Origin of the sequence: Nonomuraea fuscirosea (genome assembly GCF_003001935.1) — a bacterium.
Taxonomy (GTDB): domain Bacteria; phylum Actinomycetota; class Actinomycetes; order Streptosporangiales; family Streptosporangiaceae; genus Nonomuraea; species Nonomuraea fuscirosea.
Window position 1 is genome coordinate 158,870 of record NZ_PVNG01000025.1, and the last position, 20,860, is coordinate 179,729.

Here is a 20,860-nt window from a genome sequence, read left to right on the forward strand (position 1 = left end):
GGTGTTGGCTCCGGGTCGAGACGAACAAGCCGGACCGAGGCGAGGAGGCAAGGCGGGACCGAGCAGGGCGGGACGAGCGGAGCCGGACGAAACAGGGCCGGACGAAGCGGACCGAGCAAGGCCGGAAAGATTTGTCCCGATCAATAAGTGCATGTCCGTGTGGAGTAGCGTGGCCGATCGTGAGAGTGCTGATCGTCGGCGGGAGCGGGTTTCTAGGCCGCGAACTCGTGCAGTTGTGCGCCGCGGCAGGTCATGAGGTGGGCGCGTCGTACCTGTCCGGGACCGGCGCGAAGGCCACGGATGCCGAGTGGCTGCGGGTGGATGTGCGTTCGCGGTCCGGCGTCGCCGACGTGGTGAGGGCGTTCGGGCCCGAGGTGACGATCAACGCCGCGTACCGTCAGGCCGACTGGACGACCACGGCCGACGGCGCGGCGAACGTGGCGGCGGCCGTCGCGGCGACGGGTGGCCGGCTGGTGCACGTCTCCAGCGACGTCGTCTTCTCCGGTTCGGCTTTCTCGTACGACGAGTCCTGCTCCCCCGACCCCATCAGCCCGTACGGTGCGGCGAAGGCGGCGGCGGAGACGGCCGTCCGGGCCGTGCTGCCGGATGCCGCCATCGCCAGGACGTCGCTGATCGTCGGGCGCGGCGAGTCGGCGCACGAGGCGCTGGTGCACTCGCTGGCCTCGGGGTCTCGCACAGGGGTGCTGTTCACGGATGACGTACGGTGCCCGGTGCACGTTTCTGACCTGGCGGCGGCGCTGCTGGAGCTGGCGGTACAGGGACACTCCGGCATCCAGCACGTGGCGGGCTCCGACGCGGTGAGCCGGTACGAGATGGGCGTGCTCATCGCCCGCCGCGACGGCCTCGACGCCACCCGTCTCTCGACCGGACGCCGTGCCAACGCCCGGGTGACCGGCCCGGTGGCGGTACGGCTGGACTGCTCGGCGACACAAGAGCGGCTCAGGACCCGCCTGCGTGGAGCCCGTGAGTTCCTGACACCCTCCGCCGAACCGGCCTCCACCACTTCTTGACCGAGCACGCTCCCCGCGCGACACGTGCGATCCCGTCCGCGTGCGTGGTGCCCGAGCCACGTGGTGTCCAGGCGCGCGGTACGCGGGCGCGTGGTGCCCAGGCGCGTGGTGCCCGGTTCGCGGTTGTGTGCGAGCTGCGGCGGCATGATCCCGGGGTGTCCAGAGGCGTCCTCGAGGTCCCGGCTCAATGCACGCCTGCCCCGGAGCGGTTGGCCAGCCGACGGAGTGAGTCGAGCGGCGGAGTGGGGCGAGCCGCAGAGCCGGTCAAGGAGCGGAGCCGAGCAAGGGGCGTGCTCGGTCAAGAGGCGAAATCTGCCGAGGAGCGGAGCCCGTCAAGGGGCGGCGTTGAGCGGGGGCGCTCGGTCAAGGGGTGGCGTCGGGCACGACCGCGTCCCCCATCACGACCGCAGGCCGAACACGACCACAGGCCGAGGCTCGACCGCGTACCCGAGCACGACGCACACCCTGGCACGACCGCGAACCCGCACACGATCGCAGGCCCGAGCAGGACGGACGGCCTATGACGGGGCCGACACCGCGGCGCCCAGCCCCTGGGGTTCACAGCGCGGCGCCCCGGCCCCGGAGGTTCGTCCGGGGCGCGGGCGGCAGGCGGCGGCGTCCCCGGCTAGCCCCGGTGCGCCTCGAAGCGCAGGGTGCGGGACACCCCCACGCGGACCGTGGTCCCCGGCGCGATGGTGACGGGCTCGTTGGGTGGGATGTCGTAGAAGTTGGGGTCGCCGGGTGGCTGGATCTGGGTGCCGTTGACCGAGCCCAGGTCGACCAGGTTGACGTCCCACCCGTCGAGCGCCACCCGCAGGTGACGCCGGGAGACGGAGCCGTCGGGGCTGGTCACCTTGGCGGGTCTGGCGTTGCCGCCGGCCACCTCGGGCGCGCGCTCCGGGTCGCGGCCGAGGAGGTAGTCGCTCTCCAGGGGCAGGGCCGTGCCGTCGTCGAGGATGAGGACGCCGAGCGAGGGGCGCGGGCCCTTGTAGGGGACGAGGGTGCGCTGCACGAGGGCGATGCCGCAGACGGCGCAGTAGGGGACGCGGGGGTCGTTGAAGTGGTCGTTCTTGCAGTCGACGCCGTAGACGAGCGGGCGGTCGCCGTGTTCGGCCTGCTGCTGCTCCTGTTGCGGCGGGCCCTGGTCGAAGTGGTCGGGCGGGCCGAGCAGGGGCGGTGCGGGCTGGTCGAAGTGGTCGGGCGGGCCGAGGTGCTGGGGGACCTGCTGGTCGCCGGCGCCGTTGCCGGCGGGCGGCGGCTCGTCGTAGGAGGGGAACTGCTGCGGCTCGGGCAGCGGCGGCGGCTGCTCCTGCTGGTAGGGGGCCTCCTGGTGGAAGGCCGGCTCCTGCTGGAACGGCGGCTCGTGCGGCGCCTGGAACGGGGGCTCGTGCGGGGGCTGGTAGGCGGGCTCCTGCGGCGGCAGGTAGGGCGGCTGCTCCGGGGGCTGGTAGGGCGGCTGCTCGACGGCCGACGGCGCGGGCTGGGGGCCGGAGGGCGGGCCGGGCTGGATCGGCGGCTGGTCGGCGAGCGGGTATGGGGGCCGTTCGACGGGCTGCTGGGCCGGCGGCTGGATCAGGTCGGCTTCCAGGTGGAAGGCGGTGGCGGGCATCTCGCTGGTCAGCGGCCTGGACTGGGCCGCGGCAGCCGAGGCGGCCGGGGCGGAGGCCGCGGGCTGGTCGGTGAGGTCGCCGATGAGGCCGCCGCCGTGCACGATGCCGCCTTCGAAGCGGACCGCGGGGTGCGGGCTGCCGGCGCCGGGCAGGCTGAGCTCGACGCGTTCGACGGTGCTGGTGACGAGCCGGTCGGCCCAGGTCAGGGAGTCGCTGCCGGCCAGCCGCGTCTCGCCGGCGGCGGTGCCGATGGTGGCCGCGGCCGAGCCGCTGACCAGGACGGCGACGCCGTCGCCGACGGGCCCGGCGACCGCGCACGTGGTGGGGTCGCCGGCCATGTTGGCGGCGAGCACCTGGGCGGCCCTGCGGGCCAGGGCACGGCCGTCGCCGCCCGCGGCGGCCGTCTCGCGCAGCGCCTCCAGCAGGTCGTCGGCGGCGGACTCGGCCGAGTCGCAGACCAGCAGCAGCCCGCCCACGTAGGCGACCAGCCCGTTTCCAGGAAGCGGACGCACCACTCCGAAGCCTTGGCCGCTCATGCGCCCCTCCTCATGACGACCGTGCTGCGCTCATCGGTGCCCTCGCTGCGCTCGGTCACTCAACTCTCCTCCCCGGAAACCGGCGATGTTACGGCACCCGCACTGCCGTGCCGGCCACCAGCCCTACGCATACCCAGACGGCGAGGCCGTGTCGCGGGCCCACCGTCTCGATTCGATGAACCGCGGACCGCAACAAACCTCTTAACTGTGCAAGTTTGGCCAAACAGCACACTATCGGCCAGTCGTCGCATCGCTGAAATCGCCTGAGGCGGCCCCGGAGCCCGAAACTGCTGGACACGACCCTATCGAGGGGTCGCCGCAGAAACGAGTGGGACAAATCAGACGCCTGTGAAAACCCGGTTCACATCGGCCGTGGCGAGCACCCCGAAGATCTCGCCGCCGTCCTCGATGAGCAGGTATTCGCTGCCCGGCGCCTCGCGCATGGCGTCGATGAGCGCCTCGCCCTCCAGCGCGGCCCCCAGCATCATGGCGGGCTCCAGCGACTTGGCCACGGCGCCGGCGTTCACCCATGGCCGGCGGTGCTCCGGGGTGGCCTGGACGGCGGCCTCGCTGACGATGGCCACGGGCCTGCCCTCGTGGTCGACGACGACGATCGCCCCCGCCCGCTGCTCGCCGGCCTGCCGCAGCGCCTCGGCGAGCGGCGTCTCGGCGGTCACCGGGATGGCTCTGCGGGCCAGGGCGCGCGCGTTGACCCGCGGGATGCGCTGGCGGATCTTGGCGATGCGCAGCGACTGGCTGGCGCCCATCCAGATGAACGCGGACAGCACCAGCGGCCACACCAGGTCGACGGTGTCGAGGGCGCGCCCGCTCGTCAGCGCGGTCGTCACCGGGAAGACCACCAGCGCCACGGCCAGCACCCGCCCGCCCCAGGCCGCCACGACGGTGCCGGAGCCCGGGTTGCCGCTGAGCTTCCAGACGCCGGCGCGCAACATCCTGCCGCCGTCGAGCGGCAGCCCCGGCAGCAGGTTGAACACGCCGACGATGAGGTTGGCGAACCACAGCTGCCAGGTCAGCGCCTCGAGGATGCCGCCGTCGTTGATCAGCCACACGTCGGCGGCCAGGCCGGCGCCGGCCAGCCCGAGCGAGAGCGCGGGGCCCGCGGCGGCGACCATGAACTCCTTGCCCGGCGTGGGCGGCTCCTTCTCGATCTCCGAGACGCCGCCGAGGAGGTAGAGGGTGATCCGGCGGACCGGCAGGCCGTAGGACTTGGCCAGGACGCTGTGGGCCAGCTCGTGCAGCAGCACCGAGACGTAGAGCAGCACGGCGAACAGGAACGCGACCCCGTACGCGGCGAACTCGCCGAGGTCGGGCAGCATCTGCCGCATCCGGGGGCCGAACATGACGGTGATGAACGCCGCCACCAGGAACCACGTCCACGACACGTACACCGGAATACCGAACGGCTTCCCCATCCGGATGCCGGAGAACTCCTGCCGCGGGCTCTGCTCGCTCACCGCACTCCTTGAACGTCCATTTACGTGCTGTTGCTGCCTTGATGCTACGCGCCGGATCACGTGATCCTCGTCCCGCGGGAGTTATTCTGTCGGGCTCTTGACCTAGAGTGCGGTGCATGACGTTGACCGAACCGGTGATCATCGGAGCTCTCTCCCCGTCCCGGGCGGGCGATTTCATGACATGTCCGCTGCTCTACCGCTTCCGGGTGATCGACCGGCTGCCCGAGAAGCCGTCGCAGGCGGCGGTGCGTGGCACGGTGGTCCACGCGGTCCTGGAGCGCCTCTACGACCTGCCCGCGCCCCGGCGTTCGGTGCCGGCCGCGCTGGAGCTGCTGGAGCCGCAGTGGCAGCGGTTACTGGCCGAGGAGCCGCAATACGCGCAGATGTTCGCCGACGCGGCCGAGCAGGCGGAGTGGCTGGATCAGGCGCGCGGCATGCTGGAGCGCTATTTCACGCTGGAGGACCCGACCCGGCTGGAGCCGGCCGAGCGGGAGCTCTACGTGGAGGCGGTGCTCGACGGCGGGCTGATGCTGCGCGGCTACGTCGACCGGCTCGACGTCGCGCCGACCGGCGAGGTCCGGGTGGTCGACTACAAGACGGGCAACGCGCCGGGGCCCGACTTCGAGGCCAAGGCGCTGTTTCAGATGAAGTTCTACGCGCTGGTGCTGTGGCGGCTGCGCGGGCAGGTCCCGCGGCTGCTGCAGCTGGTCTATCTGGGCGGCCGGGGCGAGGTGCTGCGGTACGCGCCCGACGAGGCCGACCTGCTGGCCACCGAGCGCAAGGTGATGGCGTTGTGGGCGGCGATCGAGCGGTCGCTGGAGTCGGGCGAGTGGCGGGCGCGCAGGAGCCGGCTGTGCGACTGGTGCGATCACCAGGCGCTGTGCCCGGAGTTCGGCGGCACCCCGCCGCCGGTGCCCGACCGGCAGCCGGGCGACACCGTGCGCAGCAGCCGCCGCGCCGCGACCGACGAGCTCTGACCGGCCGGCGGGGACGACCAGGCGGATCGCGCTTATCCTCCCGTGGGAGGAGGTTCCGGGCTCTCACCTGGTCTTACAGTGAAGCGGTGCGCATAGATCGGAGCGGGCTCCACGACACGGTTCTGGCCGGGGTGGTGGCCGCGGCCTCCGTGGCGCAGTTCGTGCTCTACGGGCCCGCCCGGCTGCAGGCCGAAGGGCTGCCGGCCGAGGGCGTGCGCGCGCCCGACCCGCTCGGCGCCCTGCTGGTGGTGCTGGCGTGCGCGCCGGTGGCCGTGCGCCGCCGCTGGCCGCTGGCGGCGCTGTGCGCGGGGCTGGTGCCGGAGGCGCTGCTCGACGTGGCCGGTTACGGCACGGGCGTGTCGGCGCTGTCCGGCATGGTGCTGCTCTATTCGGTGGCCTCCCATCGGGGGCTGGCGGTGGCGCTGGGCGCGCTGCTGCTGGCGGTGACGACCTACGCGGTCGGCGCGGTGGCGGGCCCGGTCATGGCGTCCGGGCCGAACGAGCACGTGGTCTTCGCGGTGGTGCTGGTGGCGGTGTGGGGGGCGGGCCGCAGCCTGCGGTTGCGCCGGGCGTACCTGGAGGAGCTGAAGGACCGGGCGGCCAGGCTGGAGCGGGCGCACGCGGCCGACACCAGGGCGGCGCGGGCCGAGGAGCGGTCGAGGATCGCCCGCGAGCTGCACGACGTGGTGGCCCACCACGTCAGCGTGATGACCGTGCAGGCGGCGGCGGCGCGGCGGGTGCTGGCCGCCGACCCCGACCTGGCCCGTGAGGCGCTGTCGGCGATCGAGCACACGGGCCGGCTGGCGATGACGGAGATGCGCAACATCGTGGGTGTGCTGCGCACGGACGCGCGCGCGGAGCTGGGCCCGCAGCCGGGCGTGCGGGATCTGCCGTCGCTGGTGGAGCAGATGCGCGAGGCGGGGCTGCCCACGTCGCTGCGGGTGGAGGGTGAGCCGGTGCCGCTGCCCGCCGGGGTGGACCTGGCGGCCTACCGGCTGGTCCAGGAGGGGCTGACCAACAGCCTGCGGCACGCGGGGGCGGGGGTGAAGGCGGTGGTGACCGTCCGCCACGATCCGGGCGAGCTGGACGTGGAGGTACGCGACGACGGCAACGGCGGCAAGAGCGGCGACGGCGGCGGCAGAGGCGGCGACAGCAGGGACGGCGAGGTGTCGCTGCCGTCAGGGCATGGTTTGGTGGGCATTCGCGAGCGCGTCGCCCTCTATGGTGGAATCCTCAGCATCGGTCCGCTACCGGGGGGCGGTTTCGAAGTGCGGGCGAGGTTCCCGTTGAAGGACGGTCTATGACGATCAGAGTGCTGCTGGTGGACGACCAGCCGCTGCTGCGTACCGGATTCCGCCTGATCCTCGAGGCCGAGCCCGACATCACGGTGGTGGGGCAGGCGGGGGACGGCAAGGACGCTCAGGAGCAGACCAGGGCGCTGCTGCCCGACGTGGTGCTGATGGACATCCGGATGCCCGGGGTCGACGGCATCGAGGCGACCCGCCGGATCGTGCGGGAGGCGGCGCCGGCGGCGCACGTGCCGAAGGTGCTGGTGCTGACGACGTTCGACCTGGACGAGTACATCGTGGAGGCGCTGCGTTCGGGCGCGTCGGGGTTCCTGCTGAAGGACGTGCCGCCGGACGAGCTGGTGCAGGCCATCCGGGTGGTGGCGGCCGGCGACGCGATCGTGGCGCCGAGCGTGACCCGGCGGCTGCTGGACCGGTTCGCGGCGCGGCTGCCGTCGGCGTACGAGCAGGCCGCGCCCGCGCGGCTGGACCGGCTGACGGAGCGGGAGCTGGAGGTGCTGCGGCTGATCGCCAAGGGCATGTCCAACGCCGAGATCGCGGCCAAGCTCGTGGTGAGCGAGACGACGGTGAAGACGCACGTGGGCAACGTGCTGACCAAGCTGGGGCTGCGTGACCGCGTGCAGGCGGTGGTGCTGGCGTACGAGACGGGCCTGATCACGCCGGGCGCCATCTCCTGAGCCCGCCCGTCCGGCGCGCCTCGCGGGGGCACGCCGGACGGGCGGTCAGCCGGTCTCGGCGGGTGTCTCCGGGGCCGGCTCGGTCACGTTCTCCGGGAAGTGGCAGGCCACCTGGTGGCCGCTGGCCAGTTCCGCCAGCGGCGGCTCGACCGTCTTGCAGACCTCCTGCGCCTTCCAGCAGCGGGTGTGGAAGCGGCAGGCGGGCGGCGGGTTGAGCGGGCTGGGCACGTCGCCGGTCAGCCGGATGCGCTCGCGGTCCTTGCGCACCTTCGGGTCGGGCACGGGCACGGCGGACAGCAGCGCGTTGGTGTACGGGTGCATGGGCGAGCTGTAGAGCCGCTTGCGGTCGGCCACCTCGACGATCTTGCCGAGGTACATGACCGCGACCCGGTCGCTGATGTGGCGGACCACCGACAGGTCGTGGGCGATCACGACGTAGGTCAGGTCCAGCTCGTTCTGCAGGTCTTCGAGCAGGTTGACGACCTGGGCCTGGATCGACACGTCGAGCGCGGAGACCGGCTCGTCGGCGATGATCAGCTTGGGCTTGAGCGCGAGGGTGCGGGCGATGCCGATGCGCTGCCGCTGCCCGCCGGAGAACTCGTGCGGGTAGCGATTGTAGTGCTCGGGGTTGAGCCCGACCATCTCCAGGATGTCCTGGACGGCCTTCTTGACGCCGTTCTCGGTCTTGACGCCCTGGATGCGGAAGGGCGCGCCGACGATGGCGCCGACCGTGTGGCGGGGGTTGAGCGACGAGTACGGGTCCTGGAAGATCATCTGCATGTCGCGCCGGAGCGGCCGGAGCCGGCCCTGGCTCATGTGCGTGATGTCCTCGCCCTCGAAGACGACCTTGCCGGCCGTGGGTTCGAGCAACCTGGTGACCAGCCGTCCCGTGGTGGACTTGCCGCAGCCCGACTCGCCCACCAGGCCGAGCGTCTCGCCCTTGAACACCTCGAAGCTGATCCCGTCGACCGCCTTGACGGCGCCGACCTGCCTTTTGAGCAGGCCCTTGGTGACGGGGAAGTGCTTCTCCATGTTCTGCACGGACAGAAGCGGCTGATTCTCGCTCACTGGATCTCCAGCACTGGCTTGATCTCGTTCTCCCATAGGCCTTGGCGCTCGCTCCTGCTCATGTGGCAGCGCACCAGGTGGCCTCCCTCGGTCTCGGCGAGGGCGGGCACCTCGGTGAGGGCCTTGCCGCCGGTGCGCTCGGCGTACGGGCAGCGGGGGTGGAAGGCGCAGCCCTGCGGCACGTTGATCAGGGACGGCGGTGAGCCCTTGATCGGCAGCAGCCGTTCGGTGGGCTCGCGGTCGAGGCGGGGCATGGAGCCCAGCAGCCCCCAGGTGTAGGGGTGCTCCGGCCGGTAGAAGATGTCGTCGGCGCTGCCGTATTCGACGCACTTGCCGCCGTACATGACGAGGATGTCGTCGGACAGCTCGGCCACCACGCCGAGGTCGTGCGTGATGACGATCAGCGCGGAGTTGAACTCGCGCTGCAGGTCGCGCATGAGATCGAGGATCTGGGCCTGCACGGTCACGTCGAGCGCGGTGGTCGGCTCGTCGGCGATGAGCAGCTCGGGGTCGCAGGAGAGCGCCATGGCGATCATGGCGCGCTGGCGCATGCCGCCGGAGAACTCATGCGGGTAGCTGTCGACCCGGCCGGCGGGCTCGGGGATGCCGACGCGGCCGAGCATGTCGATGGCGTGCTTGCGGGCCACCTGCTTGGAGACGTCGTTGTGGATCCGGTAGGCCTCCATGATCTGGTGGCCGACCGTGTAGTAGGGGTGCATCGACGACAGCGGATCCTGGAAGATCATCGCCATCTTCTTGCCGCGCAGCCGGCGGACGTGCTCGGCGCTGGCGCCGTTGAGCTCCTCGCCGTCGAGCCAGATCTCGCCGCTGATCCGCGCGCGGCCGCCCTTGTGCAGGCCGAGCACGCCGAGGCTGGTCACGCTCTTGCCGGAGCCCGACTCGCCCACGATGCCGAGGGTCTTGCCGCGCTCGACGCCGAACGACAGCCCGTCGACGGACTTGACCAGCCCGTCGTCCGTCGGGAAGTGGATCTTCAGGTCCTTGACGTCAAGAAAGCTCACGACAACCTCACCCTCGGGTCGACCACCGCGTACAGGAGGTCGACGATCAGGCTCGCGACGACCACGAAGCCGGCGGCCACCAGCACCACGCCCATCACCTGGGGCAGGTCCTGGTTCCTGATGGCCAGGATGGCGAACTGGCCGAGCCCGGGCAGAGTATAGGTGGTCTCGGTGAGGACGGCGCCGCCGATGAGCAGGCCGAAGTCGATGCCGAACAGGGTCAGGATCGGGGTGAGCGCGGCGCGCAGGCCGTGCTTGACCACGACCTTGCCCTCGCGCAGGCCCTTGGCCCTGGCCGTGCGGATGTAGTCCTCGCCCATCGTCTCCAGCATCCCGGCACGGGTCAGGCGCGCGTATCCGGCGGCGAACAGGAACGCCAGCGTGATCCACGGCAGCAACAGGTTGAAGGCCCATTGTGCCGGGTTGACGGTGAAGTCCGTCCACGCGCCGCCCGGCGGTGTCCAGCCGAGGCCGTAACTGAAGACGACCAGGGAGATCATGCCGGTGAAGAAGATCGGCAGTGACACGCCCGCCAGCGCGGTGCCCATGGACAGGCGGTCGAAGAAGCTGCCTCTGCGCAGCGCGGAGATCACGCCCACGCTCACGCCGGCCAGCACCCAGATGATCGCGGCTCCGACGGCCAGGGAGAAGGTGACCGGCAATCGGTCGACCAGGTCCGGCCAGACGGGCTGCCCGCTGATGAAGGAGTAGCCGAAGCAGGGTGCGGGGCACTGCTCGACACCCGCGCCGTAGTCATACTCGGCGCCGGTGAACAGGCCTTTGACGAACCTGCCGTACTGCACGACCACCGGGTCGTTGAAGCCGAGCCGCTCGGCCACCAGGTGGACCGTCTCCGGTGTGGCCGCCCGGCCGACGTAACGCGACGCGAGAGCCTCGGGTGTCGCCCCGGCCCACTGCGGCACGACGAAGAAGATGCCGAACGTGACCATGCTGATCACTATCAGCATGGCGAACGCGCCGATAAGACGCCTGATGATGTATGTGACCACCGCTACCGGCCGAGTGGCCCGCCCGCGGCGGGCGGGCCACTCCTGCCTTCACCTGCCTTCGCTAGATCCCCGAACCTCGCCTGGTCACTCGACGCCGAGCAAGATGTAGTCGTACATGCTCTGGCCCTCGTTGTAGGCGACGTTGGTCACGCGCGTGCCGCGCATGAGCAGCGACTTGGCCCACACGACCGGAAGGATGGAGGCGTCCTCCATGACCTTCTTGTCGACGTCGACCCACAGCTTGGCGCGGGCCGTCTCGTCGAGCTCGGAGGAGGCCTGGTCGATCAGCTTGTCGACCTCGGGGTTCTTGACACTGAGGTTGTAGTTGCCGGCCTTGCGGATGGTCCGGCTGTCGACGATGGCCTGCATGAAGCCGTATCCGTCGGGCCAGTCGGAGCCCCAGCCGTGGCCGGCCAGGCCGATGCCGTTCTTCTTGACGTAGTCGGTGTTACCCGCGTAGTCGGAGAAGTAGCTGGAGCCGGGGAAGCCCTTGAGCTCGACCTTGATGTTGACCTTGGCCAGCGCCTGCTGCATCGCCTCGGCCAGCGCCTTCTCGCGGGGGCGGTCGGAGCGGAAGGCCATGGTGGTGGAGAAGCCGTTGGGCTGGCCGCAGGCGGTCAGCGCCTCCTTGGCCTTGGCCACGTCACCCTTGTTCTCGGGGGTGGTGTAGAGGTCGAACTTCTCCTGGCCGACGATGGGCGGCGGCATGACGTTGGTGGCGATGTCGCCGCCGGCCAGCGGGCCTCCGTAGGCGGTCTGGTTGGCGACGCGGTCGGCCGCCCACATGACGGCCTTGCGGCACTCGACGTTGTCCATGGGCGGGTTGTCCGGGATGACCGAGACGTACCAGAGCCTGGGGATCGTCGGGTTGTCCGTGCGGGCCTTCAGCGCCGGGTCGGGCAGGACCTTGCCCAGGGCGGCCGGCTGCAGGCCGGTGCCGGGGATGTCGAGGTCGATGTCGCCGGAGATGAGCTGGTTGTCCAGGTCATCGGCGTTGACGTTGAGCTGGACCTCGATCCGGTCCGGCAGCGCCGGGCGGTTGGGGTCGGTCGCCGGGTCCCACTGGTCGTTGCGGACGAGCGTGAAGCGCTTGCCGATCTCGTTCGTCTCGAACTTGTACGGGCCCGAGGAGAGGACCTTCTCCTTGTACTTGGCGCCCGTGTCCTTGTCCTTCGGCACCGGCGCGCTCATCGGCATCTGCACGATGTAGTCCATGGACGCGAACGGCTTCTTCAGGTGGAAGACGACCGTGCTGTCGTCGGTCGCCTCGACGGCCGACTTGTAGTCCACGTCGGCGGACTTGTAGACGCCCTTGAAGTCCTTCGGCCAGTCGAGCAGCTCGTTGAGGTAGGAGGGGCCGTGCGGGAAGGTCTCCTTGTCGTACGACCTGGCCACCGCGTAGGCGACGTCCTTGGCCGTGATGGGAGTGCCGTCCTCGTACTTCAGGCCGCTCTTGAGCTTGTACGTCCAGGTCTTGCCGTCATCGCTGGGCGTGCCGAGCCCTTCGGCCAGGTCGGGGATGACGGTGTTGCCCTCGGGGCCGGGGCCCGGCTTGTACATCGTCAGCGTCCGCCAGTAGAAGCGGCCGAAGTTGAACGAGTAGCCGTAGTAGGTGTCGCCGGGGTCGAGGCTGTCCCAGTCGGCCGAGTGGGCGGCCTTGAGGGTGCCGCCCTTCTTCGTCGACGGGTTGTACACCTGCGTCAGCGCGGCGTTGAACGCGGGTTGCGCGCCGCCGCCGGCGGCCGTCTGGGCGGGCTGCTGGGATGTTCCGCCACCGCCGCCACAGGCGGAGAGCACCAGGGCGAGCGCCGCTGTCGCGGCTCCGGCCAGTGCGTGTTTCCTTCTCATTGACTAACCCCTTGATTAGTGAGGTGGGGGATTGAGCGAAGTTCAGCGTGCACGCGGGTCGAAGGCGTCCCTCAGCCCGTCGCCGAACACGTTGAAGGCCAGGACGGTGATGAAGATCGCCAGACCCGGGAAGAGCACGAAGTGGGGCAGCGTGTAGAAGCGGACCGCCTCGGAGAGCATCCCTCCCCAGGTCGGGGTGGGCGGGTTGATGCCGACGCCCAGGAACGAGAGCGCCGCCTCGAACAGGATATTCGTCGGAATGAGCAGCGTGGCATAGACCAGGATCGGCGCCAGCAGGTTGGGCAGGACCTCGCGGAAGAGGATGTAGCCGTGGCGGGCGCCGAGGCTCTTGGCCGCGTCGACGAATTCGCGTTCGCGCAGCGACAGGGTCTGGCCGCGGACGATGCGGCCGATGCTGGGCCAGCTGAAGAAGCCGATGATGAAGATCAGCATCGCGATGCGCAGGCCGTTGCCCTCCAGGCCGAAGCCCTTGTCGGGGATGACGCCCGCCAGCGCGATGGCGAAGACCAGCAGCGGGAAGGCGAGGAAGACGTCCATGAGGCGGCCGATGACCTGGTCGACCCAGCCGCCGAAGTAGCCGGCGACCACACCCAGCGTGGTGCCGATGACGACCGAGAGCAGGGTGGCCAGGAAGCCGATGAGCAGCGAGATCCACGCGCCCGCGACGATCCGGCTGAAGATGTCGCGGCCGTTGACCGGCTCGACGCCGAGCAGGTATTCGCCGCTCATCCCGCCGAAGGCCCCCTTGGGCAGGAGCGTGCTCTGGTCGATCGCGTCCTGGTGGAACTCCAGCGGCGGGTGCCCGAACGCGGCGATGATGGGTCCGGAGAAGATCGCCACCAGGATGAGCAGCACGACGATGAGACCGCCCCCGAGGGCGATCTTGTCGCGGCGCAGCCGCATCCAGGCGATCCGGGAGAGCGAGCGGCCCTGGATGGCCTTGCCCGCTCCCGCGAGCACCGACTCCGGATGCGCTTCTGCGGCGGAACCGGAAACGTCTAGCGGTGCGGTCATGCCGAATTGCCCCCTGCTGCCCAGACGACGCTCTCTATCGCGTACTGACTTTAGACCGCGAGTCGCGACCCCAGGAGGCAGAATCTATGGCCTGAGCTGCGCTGACTAGTCCCTCAGGCCGCTATGTGGCCGATCTGTGATTGACGCGAAACTCATTCGTATCGATCTTGATGTGAATGTCTACGGCTCGTCCCGGTTACGTCTCGGAACTGTGACAGAGCCCGGGCTCAGCTGATACCGCGGCGTTTGAGGAGTTCTTCGATGTCGGAGAAGTCGTCGTCGGCCTTGGCGGCCTTGCGCGGCGCGGCCTTCGGCAGCGGCTGCGTCGTCTTCTGTCCCGCGGCCGGCTTCTGCCCCACGGCGGGAGCGGCCTGCGCCGGTGGCACGGCCTGCTCCGTCCCGGGCGTGTCGCCGCCCGTCCTCTTCTTCCTGCCCAGGCCCCTGCCCGCGGACAGCTTGCGGCCGCGCATCACGCCCGACACCACGAACAGCACCGCCGACAGGCCCGCCACGGCCACGCCGATCCACACGGTCGGGTTGAACACCAGGCTGGTCACGAAGCTCACCACGGCGCTGCCGACGGTCCAGAGCGTCTGCAGCGCGCCGGTGAGGTAGGCGGCCACAGGCAGCAACGCCCACGCCGTCATCCGCATGCCGGCCGCCGCTCCCCTGCGTCTGAAGGCCAGGAAGGCCAGGACCAGCCCGGCTATGGTCACTCCGGCGCACAGTGGCAGCCAGGCGATCGCGTTAAAGGTCTCCATCTCGCCGCCCCTTCATCGTGGCTCTGGATATCCATCCTGGCACGCGGAGGCCCTTGCGCCTCCTCCGTGAGAACCACTTTCCCCTTAGGGGAACGACTAAGAGGCCACGAGAGTTCTCAGGTCCGCGACCCTGATCTCGGTCAGGGAGGAGACGACCCGCCGTCCCGGCGCCCGCTCGATGGGCAGCAGGCTCGGCACGGCCACCACGGCGCAGCCGGCCGCCGTGGCGGCGGCCACGCCGTTCGGGGAGTCCTCCAGGACCACGCAGCGCACCGGCTCCACGCCGAGGAGCTTCGCGGCCGTCAGGTACGGCTCGGGGTCGGGCTTGGTACGGGTGACGTCGTCGGCGGTGACCACGGCGTCGAAACGGTCCCTGCCGACGCTCTTGAGCACGGCGTCGGCGATCTCGCCGAGCGAGGAGGTGACCAGGGCCACCGGCACCCCCTCGGCGCGCAGGGCGTCGAGCAGCTCGGAGGCGCCCGGCATGACGTCCACCCCGTCGGTCAGCCGGGCCACCATGCCGGTGACCATCCACTCGCGTACCGTCTCCGGCGCCACGCCGGCCCCCGACACGGCCAGCATGTAGCCGATCGTGCTCTCCATGGACCCGCCGACCAGGTGGGTCTGGTGCTCGGGCGTCCACTCGGCGCCGAGCCTGGCCATCACGCCGGTCTCGATCTCCAGCCAGACCCGCTCGCTGTCGACCAGCAGCCCGTCCATGTCGAAGAAGACCGCGTCCATCCCGCCCCCGATACGTCCGATGTCGTCACGCCCGTGTAGCCGGGCCCGTGTCCTCAGGCCCGTGTCGTCGCGCCTGTGCCGTCGCGCCTGTGCCGTCGCGCCTGAGCCGGACACGCCCGTACAGGCGCGCCCGTGCCGTTTTCCGTTCCGCGGCCGGTCAGACGTTGAAGTACTTCGCCTCGGGGTGGTGGACGACCAGCGCGGAGGTCGCCTGCTCCGGGTGGAGCTGGAACTCCTCCGACAGCGTCACCCCGATGCGCTCGGGCTCCAGCAGCTCGAACAGCTGCTGCTGGTCCTCCAGGTTGGGGCAGGCCGGGTAGCCGAAGGAGTAACGGCAGCCCTGGACGTTGACCTTGAGCATGTCGTCGAGCGACTCGTCGCCGCCGATCCCCCACTCCGAGCGGACCCGGGCGTGCCAGTATTCGGCCAGCGCCTCGGTCAGCTGCACCGACAGGCCGTGCAGCTCCAGGTAGTCGCGGTAGGCGTCCTTGGCGAACAGCTCGGCGGTGGCCTCGGAGATCTTCGATCCCATGGTGGCCACCTGGAAGCCGACGACGTCGACCTCGCCGGTGTCCTTGCCGCGGAAGAAGTCGGACAGGCACAGGTGCCGGTCGCGACGCTGGCGCGGGAAGGTGAAGCGGGTGCGCTCGGCGCCGTCGTCGCCGAGGATGATGAGCGAGTCGCCGTCGGAGACGCACGGGAAGTAGCCGTAGACGACGGCCGCCTCCAGCAGGCCCTCGGTCTGCATGCGCTCCAGCCACATGCGCAGCCGCGGCCGGCCCTCGGTCTCGACCAGCTCGTCGTAGCCGGGCCCGTCGCCGCCCCTGGTGGGCTTGAGCCCCCACTGGCCGAGGAACAGTGCCCGTTCGTCGAGGAAGGCGGCGTACTCGTTCAGCGAGATGCCCTTGACGACGCGGTCGCCGTGGAAGGGCGCCCGCGGCAGCGGGTTGTCGGCGGCCACGTCGGAGCGGGCCGGCAGCGCCTCGACGGGGGTGCGGACCAGCGTCGCGCCGGTCTTGACCCGCCGCTCGCGCAGCGGCGGCAGCGTCGCGCCGGCGACGCCACGCTTGACGGCCATGAACGCGTCCATCAGCCGCAGCCCCTCGAACGCGTCGCGGGCGTAACGCACCTCGCCCTGGAACACCTCGGCGAGGTCCTGCTCCACATAGGCGCGGGTCAGGGCGGCGCCGCCGAGCAGCACGGGATAGCGTTCGGCGAGCTTCCTGGAGTTCATCTCCTCCAGGTTCTCCTTCATGATGACGGTCGACTTCACCAGCAGCCCCGACATGCCGATGACGTCGGCCTTCTGCTCGTCGGCGGCCTCCAGGATGGCCGACACCGGCTGCTTGATGCCGAGGTTGACGACCTGGTAGCCGTTGTTGGACAGGATGATGTCCACGAGGTTCTTGCCGATGTCGTGCACGTCGCCCTTGACGGTGGCCAGCACGATGCGGCCCTTGGTCTCGCCCTCGACGCGGTCCATGTGCGGTTCGAGGTAGGCCACGGCGGTCTTCATCACCTCGGCCGACTGCAGCACGAACGGCAGCTGCATCTGCCCGGAGCCGAACAGCTCGCCGACCGTCTTCATGCCGTCGAGCAGCACGTCGTTGATGATCTCCAGGGCGGGCCGCTGCTCGAGCGCCGTGCCGAGGTCGGCCTCCAGGCCCTTCTTCTCGCCGTCGACGATGCGCCGCTTGAGCCGCTCCCACAGCGGCAGCGCGGCCAGCTCCTCGGCCTTGCCCGCGCGCATGACGGCCGCGTCGACGCCCTCGAACAGGTCCATGAACCGCTGCAGCGGGTCGTAGCCCTCGCGGCGGCGGTCGTAGACCATGTCGAGCGCGACCTGGCGCTGCTCGTCGGGGATGCGGGCCATCGGCAGGATCTTGGAGGCGTGCACGATGGCGGAGTCGAGCCCGGCGTTGACGCACTCGTTGAGGAACACCGAGTTGAGCACCATGCGGGCGGCCGGGTTGAGGCCGAAGCTGATGTTGGACAGGCCGAGCGTCGTCTGCACGCCCGGGTAGCGGCGCTTGAGCTCGCGGATGGCCTCGATGGTCTCCAGGCCGTCGCGCCTGGTCTCCTCCTGGCCCGTCGCGATGGGGAAGGTGAGGCAGTCGACGATGATGTCCTCGACGCGCATGCCCCAGTTGGTGGTCAGGTCCTCCACCAGGCGGGTGGCCACGCGCACCTTCCACTCGGCGGTGCGGGCCTGGCCCTCCTCGTCGATGGTCAGGGCGACCACGGCCGAGCCGTGCTCGCGGACGAGACGCATGATCTTCTGGAAGCGGGAGTCGGGGCCCGCGCCGTCCTCGTAGTTGACGGAGTTGACCGCGGCGCGCCCGCCCAGCATCTCGAGGCCGGCCTGCAGCACGGCGGGCTCGGTCGAGTCGAGCATGATCGGCAGCGTGGAGGCGGTGGCGAAGCGGAAGGCCAGCTCCTTCATGTCGGCGACGCCGTCGCGGCCGACGTAGTCGACGCACAGGTCGAGCATGTGGGCGCCGCCGCGGGCCTGGTCGCGCGCCGTCTCGACGCAGTCGTCCCAGCGGCCCTCCAGCATGGCCTCGCGGAAGGCCTTGGAGCCGTTGGTGTTGCAGCGCTCGCCGATGGCCAGGTAGGAGGTGTCCTGGCGGAACGGGACGCTCTGGTAGAGCGAGGAGGCGCCGGGCTCGGGGTGCGGCCGGCGGCGGGCGACCTCCTTGCCGCGCACCCGCTCGACCACCTGGCGCAGGTGCTCGGGGGTGGTGCCGCAGCAGCCGCCGACCAGGGACAGGCCGTAGTCGCCGGCGAAGGACTGGTGGGCGCCGGCCAGCTCTTCCGCGGTGAGCGGGTAGTAGGCGCCGTCGGCGGTGAGCACGGGCAGGCCGGCGTTGGGCATGCAGGACAGCTTGAGCCGCGAGTGGCGGGCGAGGTAGCGCAGGTGCTCGCTCATCTCGGCCGGGCCGGTCGCGCAGTTGAGGCCGACGACGTCGACGCCGAGCGGCTCGATCGCGGTCAGCGCGGCGCCGATCTCGGAGCCGAGCAGCATCGCGCCGTTGGTCTCGATCGTCACCTGGGCGATGATCGGCACGTCGCGGCCGGCCGCCTCGATGGCCCGCCTGGCGCCGACGACGGCGGCCTTGACCTGGAGCAGGTCCTGGCAGGTCTCGATGATCAGCGCGTCGGCGCCGCCCGCGATCAGGCCGGCCGCGTTGTCGCGGTAGGCGTCGCGCAGGCTCGCGTACGGCAGGTGACCGAGGGTCGGGAGCTTGGTGCCAGGGCCCATGGAGCCGAGCACGAAGCGGGGCTGGTCGGGCGTGGCCCAGTGGTCGGCGGCCTCGCGGGCGATCCTGGCGCCCGCCTCGGAGTATTCGAAGACGCGCTCGGGGATGTCGTATTCGCCGAGCGCGGCCAGGTTGGCGCCGAACGTGTTGGTCTCCACGCAGTCGACGCCGACCGCGAAGTAGGCGTCGTGGACGCCGCGCACGATGTCGGGACGGGTGACGTTGAGCACCTCGTTGCAGCCCTCGTGACCGTGGAAGTCGTCGAGCGTGGGGTCCTGGGCCTGCAGCATCGTGCCCATCGCCCCGTCGGCCACGACGACGCGCTGGGACAAGACTTCTCGGAAGGACGGGGAGGCGCTCATGAGGTAGAGCTTATCGGGTGCGTCTCCGGAGCCTTCCGCGAGCGGCCGCTCCCCCGCCCCCGCCGCACGTGCTCCCCCGCCTCCGCCGCGCTTTCCGGCGGGCGCCTCCCGTGCTCCCCCCGTCCTCCGCCGTACGGGCTCCGCCTGCTGCGCGGCACGATCGGGGCCGCTATTGTACGTGCTGTCAATTGTGTGATGACGTCCGGCAGGAGGCTTCATGGCCTATCGCACCGTCCTCGTCGGGACCGACGGCTCGGCCTCCTCCTTCAGGGCCGTCTCCGCCGCGGCGTCCCTGGCCGCGGCGACCGGGGCCACGCTCGTGCTGGCCTGCGCGTACCTGCCCATGCGGGAGAGCGAACGGGCCGCCGCCGCTGACCGGCTCGGCGAGCTGGCGTACAAGGTGACCGGGTCCACCCCCGCGGACGACGCCCTGCGCGCGGCCCGCGAGCACGCCGTGGCGGCGGGCGCGACCGACGTCGTGCTGACGGCGGACCAGGGGGACGCGGTGGACGTGCTCATCGCCGCGGCCGCCCGGCACCACGCCGACCTGCTCGTGGTGGGCAACCGGGGGCTCAACAGCCTGGCCGGGCGGCTGCTCGGGTCGGTGCCGTCGGCGGTGACGCACCGGGCCGCGTGCGACGTCCTCGTCGTCCACACGACCGACGGCGGCCGCTGACCGCCCGGCGGCCGTCCTCGGCCGCCTCCTCGCCTTCCGTCGTCCGCTCTCTCCGAGTCCGCCTTCGCCATGCGTCGGCGCGCGAGGGGCGGCGTCCGCTTCCGCTGTTCGCGCGTCGCGAACGGGGGCGGACGCGCCCTCGCAGGGCTGCCCGGCGGGAGTTCGCGCATCGCGAACGGCACTCAGGTACGCCGCCCGTGGGGGCCTGCAGGCGGAGGTGGCCGTGTGATGCCCTGGCGTGGCGACGGAAGACCGTGCGCGGCCCGTTCGAGCAGGCGTTTGACCTGCCGTCGCATGGGCGGGCCCGTCCCCCGCGGCCGTTGCGCCCGCGCTCCCGGGCCGGCCGGGCCGGGCGCTCCCCCGCGGCTCCCCCGGCGGCACGCGTGTCAACTGGGACGTCGGCGCGTGCGTGGAAGCCCGCGTTCGGGGGGAGATCGGTGACGTTGACGCCGGCTGACCGCATAGGCTTAGCGGGACGATGGAGAGGAGGCGACACGTGATTGAGCTCGAAGGGCTCCCCGAGCTCGTCGACCCGGTGCTCATTGCCGCGTTCGAGGGGTGGAACGACGCGGGCGAGGCCTCCAGCGGTGTGATCGCCCATCTCGAGTCCGCGTGGAAGGCCGAGCCGCTCATCGCGCTCGACCCCGACGACTACTACGACTTCCAGGTCACCAGGCCGGTGGTCGAGATGAACGACGGTCTGACCCAGTCGATCGTCTGGCCGACGACGCGGTTGCTGCGCGCCCGGCCTCCGGGCCTCGACCGTGACGTGGTGCTGCTGCGCGGCATCGAGCCCAACATGCGCTGGCGCTCGTTCTGCGCCGACATCATCTACATCTGCCGCGAGCTGGGCATCGAGATGGCGGTCATGCTGGGCGCGCTGCTCAACGACTCGCCCCACACCCGCCCGGTGCCGATCCTCGGCGGCGCCACCAACTCGGGGCTGGCCCGTTCGACCAACCTGGAGCTGAGCCGCTACGAGGGCCCGACGGGCATCGTGGGGGTGTTGCAGCACGCGTTCGGCCAGGCGCAGCTCGACGCGATCTCGCTGTGGGCGTCGGTGCCCCACTACGTCGCCCAGCCGCCCAACCCGAAGGCCACGCTGGCGCTGCTGCGCCGGCTGGAGGACGTCCTGGAGATCCCGATGCCGCTCGGCGACCTCGACGAGGAGGCCAGGGCGTGGGAGCGCGGCGTCGACGAGCTCGCCTCTCAGGACAGCGAGGTGGCCGAATACGTGAAGGAGCTGGAGGAGCGCAAGGACGCGGCCGAGTTGCCCGAGGCCAGCGGAGATGCGATCGCGGCCGAGTTCGAACGCTATCTGCGGCGCAGGGATCGCGACACTGACAGCTGAATTACAGGGATTGATTCCACCCAATCTTTGTAGTTTGGGGTAATAATCGGGAACCTGTAGAAGATTGCATCATGTTGGGCTGCAGATGGCCCGAGAGGTTCTCGTTCGCACGA

At 70.8% G+C, this 20,860-nt stretch carries 16 protein-coding genes; 6 read left to right on the forward strand and 10 right to left on the reverse strand.

Translation table 11 applies throughout. The features are described 5' to 3' along the window. Window positions 1-179 precede the first annotated feature (179 nt). Window positions 180-1,031: a sugar nucleotide-binding protein gene (locus B0I32_RS44765; RefSeq protein WP_106250109.1), complete on the forward strand. Its 852-nt coding sequence runs from the start codon at window positions 180-182 to the stop codon at window positions 1,029-1,031. A gap of 625 nt (window positions 1,032-1,656) precedes the next feature. Here B0I32_RS44765 and B0I32_RS61185 read toward each other — a convergent pair. Both B0I32_RS61185 and B0I32_RS44775 read right to left on the reverse strand, forming a co-directional pair. Then, window positions 1,657-3,177 (reverse strand): FHA domain-containing protein, encoded by a 1,521-nt coding sequence (locus B0I32_RS61185; protein ID WP_106250111.1) that lies wholly within the window; start codon window positions 3,175-3,177, stop codon window positions 1,657-1,659. A gap of 338 nt (window positions 3,178-3,515) precedes the next feature. Continuing rightward, complete coding sequence (locus B0I32_RS44775) at window positions 3,516-4,652, reverse strand: site-2 protease family protein (RefSeq protein WP_106250112.1); 1,137 nt, start codon at window positions 4,650-4,652, stop codon at window positions 3,516-3,518. A gap of 116 nt (window positions 4,653-4,768) precedes the next feature. On the opposite strand from B0I32_RS44775, the gene B0I32_RS44780 reads away from it, so the two are divergent. From B0I32_RS44780 to B0I32_RS44790, 3 genes are all read left to right on the forward strand, one after another. Beyond that, entirely contained in the window at window positions 4,769-5,629 is an 861-nt protein-coding gene (locus B0I32_RS44780) for a RecB family exonuclease (RefSeq protein ID WP_106250114.1), read from the forward strand. Window positions 5,630-5,715: 86 nt separating this feature from the next. Continuing rightward, window positions 5,716-6,933, forward strand: a complete 1,218-nt coding sequence (locus tag B0I32_RS61190; RefSeq protein WP_106250115.1) for a sensor histidine kinase — start codon at window positions 5,716-5,718, stop codon at window positions 6,931-6,933. Continuing rightward, window positions 6,930-7,613, forward strand: a complete 684-nt coding sequence (locus B0I32_RS44790; RefSeq protein WP_106250117.1) for a response regulator — start codon at window positions 6,930-6,932, stop codon at window positions 7,611-7,613. The genes B0I32_RS61190 and B0I32_RS44790 overlap by 4 nt, the downstream gene beginning before the upstream one ends. A 45-nt stretch (window positions 7,614-7,658) precedes the next feature. Here the strand turns inward: B0I32_RS44790 and B0I32_RS44795 are convergent, their stop codons facing one another. The 8 genes from B0I32_RS44795 to metH form a co-directional block, all read right to left on the reverse strand. Next, window positions 7,659-8,717, reverse strand: a complete 1,059-nt coding sequence (locus tag B0I32_RS44795; protein ID WP_106250118.1) for an ABC transporter ATP-binding protein — start codon at window positions 8,715-8,717, stop codon at window positions 7,659-7,661. Then, window positions 8,678-9,703, reverse strand: a complete 1,026-nt coding sequence (locus B0I32_RS44800; RefSeq protein ID WP_106250120.1) for an ABC transporter ATP-binding protein — start codon at window positions 9,701-9,703, stop codon at window positions 8,678-8,680. The genes B0I32_RS44795 and B0I32_RS44800 overlap by 40 nt, the downstream gene beginning before the upstream one ends. After that, a complete protein-coding gene (locus B0I32_RS44805) occupies window positions 9,700-10,713 on the reverse strand; it encodes an ABC transporter permease (RefSeq protein ID WP_106250122.1) in 1,014 nt (337 codons plus the stop codon). The genes B0I32_RS44800 and B0I32_RS44805 overlap by 4 nt, the downstream gene beginning before the upstream one ends. Window positions 10,714-10,797: 84 nt before the next feature. Beyond that, window positions 10,798-12,561, reverse strand: a complete 1,764-nt coding sequence (locus B0I32_RS44810; RefSeq protein WP_181308466.1) for an ABC transporter substrate-binding protein — start codon at window positions 12,559-12,561, stop codon at window positions 10,798-10,800. Window positions 12,562-12,603: 42 nt separating this feature from the next. Continuing rightward, complete coding sequence (locus B0I32_RS44815) at window positions 12,604-13,596, reverse strand: ABC transporter permease (RefSeq protein ID WP_106250124.1); 993 nt, start codon at window positions 13,594-13,596, stop codon at window positions 12,604-12,606. 227 nt (window positions 13,597-13,823) lie between these two features. After that, window positions 13,824-14,357: a cellulose synthase gene (locus B0I32_RS44820; protein WP_106250125.1), complete on the reverse strand. Its 534-nt coding sequence runs from the start codon at window positions 14,355-14,357 to the stop codon at window positions 13,824-13,826. A 96-nt stretch (window positions 14,358-14,453) separates the two neighbouring features. Beyond that, window positions 14,454-15,098 carry an HAD family hydrolase gene (locus tag B0I32_RS44825; protein WP_106250127.1) on the reverse strand — a complete coding sequence of 215 codons (645 nt, stop codon included), beginning with the start codon at window positions 15,096-15,098 and terminating at the stop codon, window positions 14,454-14,456. 157 nt (window positions 15,099-15,255) lie between these two features. Continuing rightward, window positions 15,256-18,720, reverse strand: coding sequence for a methionine synthase (gene metH / locus B0I32_RS44830; RefSeq protein ID WP_106250129.1), 3,465 nt, complete (start codon window positions 18,718-18,720; stop codon window positions 15,256-15,258). A 217-nt stretch (window positions 18,721-18,937) separates the two neighbouring features. Here metH and B0I32_RS44835 point away from each other — a divergent pair, with 217 nt between their 5' ends. Then, window positions 18,938-19,396 (forward strand): universal stress protein, encoded by a 459-nt coding sequence (locus tag B0I32_RS44835; protein ID WP_106250130.1) that lies wholly within the window; start codon window positions 18,938-18,940, stop codon window positions 19,394-19,396. Window positions 19,397-19,892: 496 nt separating this feature from the next. Further along, window positions 19,893-20,747 (forward strand): PAC2 family protein, encoded by an 855-nt coding sequence (locus tag B0I32_RS44840; RefSeq protein ID WP_106250132.1) that lies wholly within the window; start codon window positions 19,893-19,895, stop codon window positions 20,745-20,747. The last annotated feature ends 113 nt before the right edge of the window (window positions 20,748-20,860 follow it).